The sequence below is a fragment of the Nostoc sp. DedQUE02 genome, assembly GCF_034531035.1.
Lineage (GTDB): Bacteria > Cyanobacteriota > Cyanobacteriia > Cyanobacteriales > Nostocaceae > Nostoc.
On sequence record NZ_JAVRBY020000008.1, the window covers coordinates 127,758 to 141,694 of the forward strand.

3 protein-coding genes are annotated in these 13,937 nt (G+C 43.5%); all 3 read left to right on the forward strand.

Annotated features, from left to right (window positions below; all coding sequences use genetic code 11):
* Positions 1-51 precede the first annotated feature (51 nt).
* The 3 genes from RMX98_RS10365 to RMX98_RS10375 all read left to right on the forward strand — a co-directional run bounded on the left by RMX98_RS10365 (position 52) and on the right by RMX98_RS10375 (position 13,833).
* Positions 52-5,496 (forward strand): phytase, encoded by a 5,445-nt coding sequence (locus RMX98_RS10365; RefSeq protein ID WP_322680937.1) that lies wholly within the window; start codon positions 52-54, stop codon positions 5,494-5,496.
* 464 nt (positions 5,497-5,960) lie between these two features.
* Complete coding sequence (locus tag RMX98_RS10370; protein ID WP_322680938.1) at positions 5,961-10,733, forward strand: esterase-like activity of phytase family protein; 4,773 nt, start codon at positions 5,961-5,963, stop codon at positions 10,731-10,733.
* A 427-nt stretch (positions 10,734-11,160) separates the two neighbouring features.
* Positions 11,161-13,833, forward strand: a complete 2,673-nt coding sequence (locus tag RMX98_RS10375) for an alkaline phosphatase family protein (RefSeq protein ID WP_322680939.1) — start codon at positions 11,161-11,163, stop codon at positions 13,831-13,833.
* Positions 13,834-13,937 lie beyond the last annotated feature (104 nt).

Below are 13,937 nucleotides of genomic sequence, written 5' to 3' on the forward strand. Positions count from 1 at the left end.
TTCCCAATTTTCAAAGCAGTCTCATGTCTAGAATCCATCTCATAATTAAACATGGTAACAAATAATACAATTCGCTTTTCCCAGTTCAATGCTTCTTTGAATCGGAACGCTGAAGGTGAGTTAGTAAGCGATCTTTCTACCCCTGACAATGCTCAAGCAAAGGCAGTTGCAGAAATCATCCAGCGTAATAACCCGGATGTGTTACTAATTAACGAGTTTGACTACTCCCCGGAGGCAGTTCAACTATTCCGGCAAAATTACTTAGCCGTCAGCCAGAATGGTGCAACTCCTGTTGATTACCCTTATTTTTACATCGCTCCTTCCAATACGGGTATTGCTTCTGGGTTTGACTTGAACAACAACGGCACAGTAGTTACAACCCCAGGTGCAGCAGGATACGGCGATGATGCCTTCGGATTTGGGAATTTCCCTGGCCAATACGGGATGTTGTTGCTGTCTAAATATCCCATCGACACTGCCAATATTCGCACCTTCCAAAACTTCCTTTGGAAGGATATGCCAAATGCCTTACTTCCCGACGATCCGACAACACCACAGCCAAATGATTGGTATTCTGAGGATGAACTGGCAGTTCTACGCCTCTCCTCCAAAAGTCATTGGGATGTACCGATTCAGGTAAACGGCCAGACAATTCACATCCTCGCCAGCCACCCTACACCCCCAACCTTTGATGGCGCGGAAGACCGCAACGGCAAACGCAACCACGACGAGATCCGTTTTTGGGCGGACTATATTACCCCAGGTAAAGGTAATTACATTTACGATGATGAGGGTAAAACAGGCGGTATTGATGCTGGATCAAGCTTTGTAATTGTGGGCGATCAAAATGCAGATCCGTTGGATGGTGATAGTTTTGACAACGCTATTCGCCAACTATTGCAAAATCCCAATATCAATACTAATGTTATTCCCACCAGTCTGGGTGGTCGCCAACAAGCAGGCTTACAAGCTGGGGCAAACGCTAGCCAAAATGGTAATCCGAGCTTCGACACCGCAGACTTTGCTGATACGACTCCCGGAAACCTGCGGACTGACTATGTGCTACCTTCCGCTAACCTGACAATTGCCGACTCAGGAGTATTTTGGCCACTGGATACCGATCCGACATTTTCCCCAGTTGGTACTTTCCCGTTCCCCAGTTCTGACCATCGTTTGGTGTTTGCAGATGTGCAAACTGGGCCAACTGAAGCAGGTAAAACCATTCCTAATGTAGGATTTTTGGGACAAACTACCTTTGTCACAGGCTTTATTCCCTCTGGTGCGGCGGGAACTGTAAATGGGGTACAGACTCCATTAGGAGGACTTTCTGGTGTCACCTACGATGCAGTTAACAACCGCTACTATGCAATCTCAGACGATCGCTCCCAAGTTGCCCCTGCCCGTTTCTATACCTTCACTGCCGATTCTGGAGTGACTTTTACTAATGTCACACCTTTGAAAGATACCAGTGGCAACTTTTTTGCCCTTAACAGCCTCGATCCAGAAGGTATCGCTTTAACTAAGAATGGTACTGTTTTCATCTCTTCAGAAGGTGAAGTTAATCCTACTGCTGGTCGCATTACCAATCCCTTTATTAAAGAGTTTTCGCTGACAACGGGGCAAGAAGTCAGATCCCTACCTGTCCCCAGCAAATTCTTGCCAGTAGTTGAAGATACCAACGGCGATGGGATTATAAATGCAGGTGATACGCAGACATCAGGCGTTTATAATAACCTAGCTTTTGAAAGCCTCACCATTACACCCGACCAGAAAACCTTATTCACCGCCACCGAAAACGCCCTCTCCCAAGATGGATTAAAGGCTTCGCTCACCAGTGGCAGCCGTTCCCGAATTCTGCAATACAATCTGGTTACTGGACAACCAGAAAAAGAATATCTCTATATCACTGATGCAATTCCCGAACCACCCAATCCCAGCACAGGTTCTGCTGACAATGGTTTAGCGGATTTATTAGCAATAGATAATCGTGGCACATTACTGGCGTTAGAACGTTCCTTTGCACAAGGTGTAGGCAACACCATCAAAATCTACGAAGTTTCTTTGCAAGGTGCAACAGACATTAGTTTCTACGATTCTCTCAATAAATTGAGTGCTGAACAACTAGCAGCTATCCAACCCGCCCAAAAACGCCTGCTGTTGAATTTAACTGACCTGAATCTGCCTACTGATGCAAATCACCCGATTACAGGAGTAGATAATATAGAAGGTCTTGCCTTTGGCCCCAAACTAGCAGATGGTCGTCAGTCCATTGTGCTGGTGAGTGACAACAACTTTAGTGGTAGTCAATATACTCAAATCCTGACTTTGGGTGCAGACTTGGTTCCCACTGCTGCACCTACAGTAGAAACTCGTCCTGATTTATTTGACGATGAAGATCCAACACTACCTGCTGTAGATCAAAACGCTGATGCTGATGATCCTGCCATTTATGTTAATGCCACAAATGCCGCCGATAGCTTAGTACTAACCTCAGTCAAAAATGCTGGATTACGGGTTTATGACTTGTCTGGTAACTTGTTGCAGACAGTTAATCCTGGTGGCATTCGCTACAACAATATTGACCTGCAATACGGTTTTAAATTAGGCAATCAATCTATTGATATAGCCGTAGCTAGCGATCGCCAAAATGATAAACTAGCAATCTTCAAAATCAACCCCAATCCCACCACCCCCGGTCAATATTTAGAAGATATCACCGATAGCAATATTGGTACAATCTTCCAAGCATCACCTTTTGAACCTCCTTATTCTGCATCAACTCGTAGTTCTTACGGACTTACCTTATACCGTAGCCCTATAACTAATGATTACTATGTCTTTACCAGTCGCCGCCAAACTGGAGATATAGCTCAATTCAAATTGATTGATAAAGGTAATGGCCAAATTGGAGCGGAACTAGTACGGGAGTTCACCATCCCCTCGCCCACCACAGAAGGACGTTCCCCCCAAACAGAGGGTATGGTGGTTGACCAAGAAACCGGCTTTCTCTATATCGCCCAAGAAGATGTGGGCATCTGGAAATTCCAGGCTGAACCGAACGGTAGCACAACAGGCAAGCTGATTGATCGCGTCCGTTTTGAGGGTGGTTCTCACCTCACCGATGATGCCGAAGGATTGACTATCTACTACGGCAAAAACGGCACAGGCTACTTGTTAGCATCCAGCCAAGGCGATAGCACTTTTGTTGCCTACACACGTGAAGGTAACAACGAATACGTGGGTAACTTTGCCATTGGTAACAATGGGTCAATTGACAGCGTGCAAGAGTCAGATGGTGCTGATGTCATTAACGTGCCACTAGGGCCTAACTTCCCATTTGGTTTATTTGTCACTCAAGACGGCTCCAACGAACCTGCCAAGACCATCGATGGCGAAAATGTCAACTCTAACTTTAAGCTGGTGCCTTGGGAAAATATCGCCAAAGCCTTCCCTAATTCTCTAAATATCGACACCACTAGTTACGATCCTCGCAATCCTGTTGCCCAACCCAAGCTGACTATCTATGAATTTGAAAACCTACCCAAACTAGGCACGACCTCTAAAAATCAAGATATTTTCTTGGGTGGTTTTTCTGGGTTGTATTTCCAAGGGTTTGCAGCAAATGGCAACCTGAAATTTGTCACCAACACAGATCGTGGCCCCAATGGAGAACCTGATGGTGTCAAAAGACCATTTTTATTACCCGACTTCCAACCAGAAATAGTCAGCTTTGAACTCAACCGCACCACAGGTGAAATCAACATTACCAACAGAACAGAACTATTTCGCCAAGATGGAACGACCCCATTAACGGGATTGCCTAACTTGCAAGCTGTAGGAAACGGTTTAGCCTACACAGATGAAATTGCCGTTGACTTAGACAACAATGTTCTACCTAACGATCCTTTGGGTGCTGATTTAGAAGGCATTGTAGTTGCCCAAAATGGAGATTACTGGTTGGTGGATGAGTACCGTCCGGCAATTTACCACTTTGACACTAATGGAAAGCTGATTGACCGCTTTATTCCTCAAGGAACTGCCACAGCAACCAACCCAGATCGAACAGCTGGAACTTTTGGCACTGAGGTATTGCCAGCAGTTTATGCCCAACGCCGCAATAACCGAGGATTTGAAGCTGTCGCTTTAGAAGGTAATAAATTATATGCCTTTATTCAAAGTGCGATCGATAATCCAGATGTCGCCAATGATGCGACTTCCAAAGCTTCTCTCAACCTGCGAATTCTGGAGTTTGATATTGTCACTAAGCAGGTAACAGGAGAGTATTTATATCGCCTAGAAGGTTTACCGGGAACCGATAAGATTGGCGATGCAGTTTCTTTGGGTAACGGCAAATTTGCAGTAGTTGAACGAGATGATAATGGTACATCTGCTGGCAATAAACTAATTTACCAAATTGATTTAGCTGGGGCGACCAACATCAACAATCCTGCTAACTTTACCTTGCCAGTTGGTAAGACTATTGAACAACTTACCTCTACAGAGTTAGCTGCTGCCAAGATTACCCCTGTCAGCAAGAGTTTAATTGCTAATGCTGCTCAGTTGGGTTACACCGGGGTGGAAAAATTAGAAGGTCTAGCATTGGTAGCACCCAATACTCTAGCTTTGATTAACGACAACGATTTCAATATTACAGGTAATACGGCTGCTGAAAAACTGGGTATTCTCGAATTACCCAATAACCTAACAGGTGTAGAGCCTACTTTCCCGAACGGTTTTGGTTCTAGCAACAGCGATACTGTCAATCTTGAGCCAGGACAATTCTTTAATGCAGGTGATGGAGCAGACTTTGTAGAAGGTGCTGAAGGTAACACAATCCTAGCTGGAAACGGAGATGACACAGTGCTTGCAGGGAATAACTCTTCAGTTTTCGGGGAAGATGGTAGCGATCGCATATTTATTGGTCAAAATGGCCCGACTCAAAATACCAGTGTCGATGGTGGCAGTGGTGATGATGTTATTACTGTGGTGGAAGCCAATGGTAGTAATAATTTGTTTGGGGCGGCAGGTGATGATAATCTCACAGTAATTGAAGGTTCTCGTCAATCATTATTCGGTGGCTCAGGTAACGACACCCTCACGAGTAACGGTAGCAATAACCGTCTCTACGGTGGTTCTGGCGATGACAAACTCTTCTCTAATGTCAATGACTCCCTGTTTGGTGGCGATGGTGATGATGTGCTATCTGCTGGTCAAGGAGGTAGCGATCGCCTCAGTGGTGGTGCTGGCGCTGATCAATTTTGGATTGCTAACGCCAGTCTGCCAACTAGCAAGAACATCGTGACTGATTTTGCGATTGGCATTGATAAAATCGGGCTGGGTGGTATTGGCGTAACTCAGTTTAGTGGATTGACACTGTTACAACAGGGCAGTGACACTTTAGTGAAAACAGGAAATACTGAGTTGATTTCATTAGTTGGAATTACATCAACTAGCCTCACAGCAAATGATTTTACTTTCTCAGCTAGTGTAGTTTAGCCTGTTGGCGTAGCCTAATTGTTACAGCTTCATTACATAGCCAAAGTTAATGAAGCTGTACTGATTATTTATTGTGAAAATTTATAAAATTTATAGATTTTCATCTTACTAAAGATAGATAATATCAGTCTTTAAAAAAACCTTTTTATATTATCAAAAATATCCAAAAAGTTCTTAGCAAAAGATTGCAATACAAGGTTTCTTAACCATTCCACAATATTTTCACAACTTGTGCTGTGTATCTTAATTAAGGTGAAACTAATATTGTCAATTTTGTTACTTCAAAGCTCTGGTGAGATGTCAATTATAGTGGTGGTTGACATTTAATAGTTCAGAGTCAACAAGCTTACAAGTCAATTACACATTTGAAGCAAAAACTATTAGTTTTTCCTCACCATATTACTTTTTTGATTCCACTAGAGCGAAGACCATCTCAACAATTAAACACAGGGAGATTCTCTTTCATGGCTAAGAACGTCATCATTATGATTGGGGATGGTATGGGCTGGGAAATGGCTCGTGCTGCGTCCATCTATAAAGAGATTCAAAATGGTAAGACAGGTGCTAATCTAAGTGATTTTTATACACAAGGTAAGGGTCAAGGACTTAACTTTCAAACACTCCAAGGCTACGGTTTGGCAACCACCTATGGAACAACGATCGCTGATAGTAATGGAGTTTTTAATACTGGTAATTCCGCCCTTGACGGGACTAATCCCATCACCGGAGAGAGCCAGGTTCGCCCTGGTTTCACCTTCGATCCAACTTTTAACCAAGGTAATACCCCAACAGGTGGTGCAAAAGTCAGTGATGGTGCTGTTGGGAACCTAGTAGGTTATAACCCTACCAAAGGTGGCGTTAACCCTTGGACTCCCGGTAATGACCCCGAATATATTAAGTACAGCTATCCTGACTCTGCAAACACCGCAACAACTCTATACACTGGCGTTAAAAGCTATAACAACGCTGTTGGCGTTGATATTTTCGAGAATCCTCTAGAAACAATTCTCAAAACTGCAAACGAAGTTGGTAAATCAACTGGTTTGGTAACTTCAGTTCCCATCGATCATGCAACACCTGCTGCTGCTGCTGCCAACGTTAACCGTCGCAGCAAGTATGATGCTGACTATCCGGCATTAGACAACATCTTGCAACAGCAACTCCGTGTCTATCAACCAACAGTATTACTTGGTGGTGGACACCCACTCTCTGCTCCTGGAGATTTACTACCAAACGGGGTTGAGCCGAATACGAGCAATGAATACATTAGTCAATCCACCTACACAGAACTTAGCACTAAACCAACTAATAACATCTACGATTACACTTTTTTGGAGCGGGGTGAAAATGCCGCCCAAAAACTAGCCCAAACTGCGGCGACAATCGATCCAGAAAAAGGCGATCGCCTCTTCGGTCTATACGGTGCGCGTGGTCAAAATGGTAATTTACCTGTAAGTTCTGCCAACGGCGACTACAGCACCACTGGTTTAGATATGTTCAGCGTTTTCACTAACCAAGGTGATAACACCAAAGTGGACACCACACGTCCACTGCTTCCGGGAGAGACGGATGCATCTTTCATCGCCAAAGAGGTTAACGAAAACCCAACCCTAAAAGACTTGACAAACGCTGCATTAGATGTATTAGGTAAAGACCCCGATGGTTTCTGGTTAATGGTTGAAGGTGGAGATATCGATTGGTCTGCCCATGATAACAATATAGATAACTTGATCGGTACCACCTTGGATTTCGATAAGGCAGTTGGATCTACGATTGACTGGATCGATAACAATGGTGGTTGGGATGAAAACTTACTAATCGTTACTGCTGACCACGATCACTACTTGACTCTCGACGGTAACTTTCCAACTTTAGTAAAAAATCAAGGTGCTGAAGCATTAACCAATTTGGATACTCCAGCAGAAGCTGGACATTACTGGGGGTCAGATCCCACTGTCAAGTATGGTTGGGGAACTCACACCAACCGTCCCGTACCTGTTTACTACCAAGGTGCTGGTTCTGAAGTGTTAAATAGCTTAGTAGGTAAAGGTTATAACGCCTACGGTTCTGATATTCCAGGAATTGCGGGTTTAAACGATCAAACCCACATCTACCAAACGATGTTTGCCTCAATAGTGCCAAAAGTTGAGTTAGTCGGTTTTGCTTCTTTACCTGCTGATACCTTTAGTGATGGGCCAGCTTCTGGTAAAGATGTTTCAGCCAATGGCAGAACCGGGCCTTTCCCAGGACAGCCAATACAAGGCTTTAGTGGTGTCCAATTTGCTAACAGTAACTCTTTGTACTTCCTGTCAGATAACGGCTACGGTAGCAAAGATAATAGTGAAGACTTTCTGCTGCGGATCAATCGTCTAGACCCGAATTTTAAGGGAACGGAGAATGGAGACGGCAGTGTTAAAGTTTTAGACTACATTCAATTGTCTGACCCTAACAATAAAGTTCCTTTTGAAATTGTGAATGAGGGAACTACTCAAAGATTGCTGACTGGTGCAGACTTTGACGTAGAGTCATTCGTCTTTGATAAAGACGGGACAATCTGGGTGGGAGACGAGTTTGGCCCTTACCTATTACATTTTGATGCTACTGGTAAGTTATTAGAAGCTCCGATCGCTACACCCGACAAATTCAAAACTTTAGATGGAGAAGCACCTAAAGTCATTGGCCACAGAGGTGCAAGTGGCTATCGTCCAGAACACACTTTAGAGTCTTATAAGCAAGCAATTACGCGCGGCGCTGACTTCATTGAGCCTGATTTGGTAGTTACAAAAGATGGGGTGCTAATTGCTCGCCATGAGCCAGCTTTAGCAGTTTTGAACGCTGATGGTACTGTCAATTTCAACAATACAACTACAGATGTTTACAAACATCCAGAGTTTGCCGATCGCAAGAAAACAGTAAGTTTAGATGGAAACACAATTACAGGTTGGTTTGCTGAAGACTTCACTTTAGCCGAAATCAAAACTTTACGCGCAGAAGAACGTCTACCTTTCCGCGATCATTCCTTTGACGATCAATTTGAAATTCCTACCTTCACGGAAATCATCAATTTGGTTAAGGATGTAGAAGCGACAACAGGTAAAAAGATTGGCATCTACCCTGAAACTAAGCATCCGACTTATTTTGCCAACGAAGCTACTTATGTAGGTACGACAGACAAAGTTAACAGAAACATCAGTCAGTTACTAATCGATACGCTCAAGGCAAATAACTTCACTGACCCCAGTCGCATCTTCATCCAATCCTTTGAAGTTGGCAATCTCAAAGAATTGCATGATACCATTATGCCTGCGGCTGGGGTGGATATTCCTTTAGTTCAACTTCTAGATGCAAGTGACATTGATATCAATGGCAAAATTATCGAAAGTCAGCCCTATGATTTGAAAGTCAGTGGTGACACTCGCACTTATGGCGACTTGCGAACTCCAGAAGGCTTGGCTGAAGTTGCTACTTATGCCGATGGCATTGGCCCTTGGAAGCGGATGATTGTTAGCGTCAAAGGTACTGATGCTAATGGTGATGGCAAAGCCGATGATGTGAATGGAGATGGAGCAGTTAATGATGCTGATAAAACAACATTACCTCCCTCAACCTTAATTCAAGATGCTCACAACGCCGGGTTACAGGTTCATCCTTATACCTTCCGGGCGGAAGATCAGTATTTAGCAGCAGATTACAAAGGCAAGCTAGAGCTAGAAATTCAGCAGTTCTATCAATTAGGTGTAGACGCGCTATTTAGTGATTTCCCAGATATCGCGGATAAAGTACGAGATCAACTCAGAGATGATCCTCAATATAATGTAGTGCGATCGCCACAAAATCCCGATGTGCTTTCAGGTGATGCTTTTGCTAACTTGGGTAGTTCCAAAGGTTTTGAAGGTGGAGCAATCAACGCCAGCAAAACCAAGCTTTATTTCCTCCTAGAAGGTACTGTTCAAGGCGATACTCCTGGTGCTTTACGGATTAACGAATTTGATTTAGCTAGCCACAAATACAGCAATCAATTACGTTACTACAGATTGGATAATCCATCAAATTCTATTGGGGATTTAGCAGTCATTAATGATAATGAGTACCTAGTTATTGAACGCGATAACAATCAAGGGGCTGCGGCTAAATTTAAGAGGATCTACAAAATAGATTTGTCTAAAACAGATTCTAATGGCTATGTAGCTAAAGAAGAAGTTGCAGACTTGTTAAATATCAAAGACCCCAACGACCTGAATGGGGATGGTAAGACTACCTTCGACTTCCCATTCCAAACCATTGAAAATGTTTTAGTTGTTGACAAAAACACCATTTTGGTAGCTAATGACAACAATTATCCCTTCTCTATCGGTCGTCCTGGGAATGATCCTCAAAATCCAGTCATAGATAACAATGAAATTCTACTACTGAAATTGGAGAAGCCCCTTAACCTTGCTCCTGGCTTAGGTCAACCCCAAGCTGAAGAAATTAATTTTGGCTCCACTACCAGCGATGATATTACCGTTGAGCCAAATCAAACCTTATTAACAGGTGACGGAGCAGATTTTGTAGAGGGCACTAAAGGTAACACAATCCGTACTGGAAACGGTGAAGATACGGTGCTAGTCGGTAGTGACTCTTCAGTGTCCACAGAAGAGGGTAATGATCGGATATTTATTGGTCAAAACGGCCCAGCTCAAAATACTACTGCTGACGGTGGCAATGGTAATGATGTTATTACCGTAGTGGAAGCTAGTGGTAGTAATAATTTACTTGGGGCGGCAGGTGATGATACTCTCACAGTAATTGAAGGTTCTCGTCAATCATTATTTGGTGGTTCAGGTAACGATACACTCACCAGTGGCGGTAGCAATAACCGTCTCTACGGTGGTTCTGGAGATGACAAACTCTTCTCTAATGTCAATGATTCCCTGTTTGGTGGCGATGGTGATGATGTGCTATTTGCTGGTCAACAGGGCGGTAATCGCCTCAGTGGTGGTGCTGGCGCTGACCAATTCTGGATTGCTAACGCCAGTCTGCCAACTAGCAAGAACATCGTGACTGATTTTGCGATCAGCACTGATAAAATCGGGCTTGGTGGTATTGGTGTAACTCAATTTAGTGCTTTAACACTATTGCAACAAGGTAGTGACACGTTGGTAAAAATCGGAAATACAGAGTTGGCTTCATTGCTGGGAATTACATCAACAAACCTCACAGCAAATGATTTCGTTTTGTCTACTAGTGTCGTTTAGCCGAAAGATGATTACAGCTTAGATTTAACATTCAAAATTAACTAAGCTGTAGTGATTTTGCGAATGCAGGAGAGTGATATAGCAATCTTATTTTATTTGCTCAGCTCCCCAACTTCTTAAAGAAGTCGGGGAGCTTTTTATTCATAACATCCTTCTTTTTTGTCCCAAATCTTAACTTGTTTATAACTTTCCTTAAACATGGAACAACTATCTTTTGAGACAGTACCCATTGAGTTCATTTAATTGTCTGCACTAATTTGTGCGAATAATAAGCATTTTGTCGCCAAATACTACTAGGTTTCTGTAGCCAATAATTTTTTTGCTTGCTTGAGTGTAATTAATCGCTCAGTCTAGAGACACACAATTGCTGCGTAGATGTAGCAAGCCGTAGGCATCGCTCGTAGCTCATAATACTTAAGGAGTAGTCGTGACTGATACAAATAGCAACGGTAGAAATGTCATTATTTTTGTTGCAGATGGATTGCGTAACGGTTCTGTAAACCCAATTGATACCCCGACTTTATATAGTGTCCGTCAGCAGGGAGTTACTTTCGCCAATAGTCATTCGCTGTTTCCCACGTTCACCACCCCAAATGCTTCTGCGATCGCCACGGGGCATTATCTTGGTGATACAGGAGACTTTAGTAATACTATCTACACTGGTTTTCCTAGCCCTAATGCCAATGGTAGCGTCACGCCATTCATTGAAAATGATGCGGTTCTGGGAGATATCGATGAAAAGTTTCCCGGAAACAACTTTTTAGATGAAGAGTCACTCTTAGCTTACGCGCGATCGCAGGGTTTCAACACAGCAGCAGTTGGTAAATTAGGGCCAGTTGCCATCCAAGATGTTACCCAAGTTAACCGAGAAGGTGGTACTACAGGTACTATTCCTACTCCCAATACAATAATTATTGATGACAGTACAAATGGTGCAACACCGCCGACTACAAAGGCTGGTTCGCCTTCTGCTGTTCCACTCGATCCAGATATTGTCAACCGCTTACAAGCTGCTGGTCTGGATGTAAAACCCACACCACGAGTCCAACCAGCTGGGAATAATACAACTCCTGGCACGCTGAATGCCAATGTGGCTCAACAACAATACTTTGCAGATGCCACTACCAAAGTAATTTTACCCAAGTTTCAGGAAGATGGTAAACCATTCGCATTGGTTTACTGGTCAAGAGATCCCGATGGTAGTCAACACAACCAGGGTGATAGTTTAAATACCTTAACACCAGGTATCAATGGCCCTACTTCAAAAGCTGGGGTCAAAAATGCTGATGATAATTTAAAGCAGCTTCTTGACTATCTCAAGAGTACAGGCTTAGACAAGACTACTGATGTCTTTATTACTTCCGACCATGGTTTTTCTACCATCAGTAAACAAGCTATTGATAGCCAAGGGACAAAAACTACAAGTTATGCTGCCACCCAAACTTATGCAGACGTAAATCCGGGATTTCTACCAGTAGGCTTTGTGGCGATTGATTTGGCTCACGATCTCGGTCTACCCTTATACGATCCTAACCCTACAACTCTCCCCCCAGACCTCAACAAGATCCAGTATGCGACTGTCGATGCTACAAAAGGTCAACATTCTGTTTCTGGAAATGGTGTAATTGGTGGTACAGGTCAGGTAATTAATGGCCAACTCGATCCAGGCGCAAAGATAGTTGTAGCTGCCAATGGTGGTTCTGACTTAATTTATTTACCTAATGGCAATGCTGACTTCGCTAAACAGGTAGTGAATTTGCTCTCACAAAAGGACTACATCAGTGGTATTTTTGTAGACGATGCTTATGGAGACATCCCAGGTGCTTTACCTCTGAGTGCGATCGGGCTAAAAGGTGATGCTAAAACACCAGTTCCATCTATTGTGATCAACTTCAAAACCTTTAGCACCGACCCAAATAACCCAAATAACCCTCAAGCTCAGGTAGAGATTGCTGACACAACTTTGCAGCAAGGACAGGGAATGCATGGTAGCTTTGGTCGAGGTGATACCTTCAATAATATGGAGGCTATTGGCCCTGACTTTAAACAAGGCTATGTGGACTATGCACCCGTTAGTAATGCTGATGTAACGCCTACACTTGCTCGGATTCTAGGGTTAGAAATTCCCAGTAATGGCGATTTGAAAGGTCGTGCGATTACAGAAGCACTGGTGGGAGGCCCAGATACAGTTCTCTCCACTAAACAAGTCTTGACTTCAGAAGAAACTACTAATGGTCAAGCAACAATTCTAGATTCTCAGAGTGTAGGCAATACTCAGTACTTTACAGCCGCAGGGTTTGATGGTGGCACTGTTGGACTAACAACACTAGACCTTCAATTTGGTTCTAATAATAGTGATGATGTCACCCTCAAGCCAAATCAAACCTTGTTTACAGGTGACGGAGCAGACTTTGTAGAAGGTAATAAAGGTAACACAATTCTGACTGGGAAGGGAGATGACACGGTGGTGGTTGGCAGTGGTTCCTCAGTGTCCACAGGAGACGGTAATGATCAAGTCTTGATTGGCACAAATGGCCCTGCTAACAACACTAATGCTGATGGTGGTGCTGGTGATGACGAAGTTACCGTAGTTGAAGCCAATGGGAATAACAATTTGTTTGGGGCAGCAGGTAGTGATACTTTGACAGTAGTTGAGGGTTCGCGTCAATTATCCTTCGGTGGCTCAGGTAACGACACCCTCACCAGTAACGGTAGCAATAACCGTCTCTACGGTGGCTCTGGGGATGACAAACTCTTCTCCGGTGTGAATGATTCGCTGTTTGGTGGCGATGGTGATGATGTGCTATTTGCTGGTCAACAGGGCGGCAATCGCCTCAGTGGTGGTACTGGTGCTGACCAATTCTGGATTGCTAATGGTAGTCTGCCTAGCAAGAATATCGTGACTGACTTTGCGATCGGCATTGATAAAATCGGACTTGGTGGTATTGGCGTTAGTCAATTTAGTGCTTTAACACTGTTGCAACAAGGTAGCGACACCTTAGTGAAAACCGGAAATACAGAGTTGGTTTCATTAGTTGGAATTACATCAACTAGCCTTACAGCAAATGATTTCACTTTCTCTGCTAGTGTTGTAGGTTAATGTGAAGTACGACTAGTACAGCATGGCGTAAATCTAGCTACCATCTCAATTAACTAGACAAGTAACTCAGAACAACTGGTTAAAGGTAGGCAAATTTACGCCAT

Coding starts and splice junctions, on each gene's coding strand:
- RMX98_RS10365 (WP_322680937.1), top strand. CDS start 52: ATGGTAACAAATAATACAATTCGCTTTTCCCAGTTCAATGCTTCTTTG.
- RMX98_RS10370 (WP_322680938.1), top strand. CDS start 5,961: ATGGCTAAGAACGTCATCATTATGATTGGGGATGGTATGGGCTGGGAA.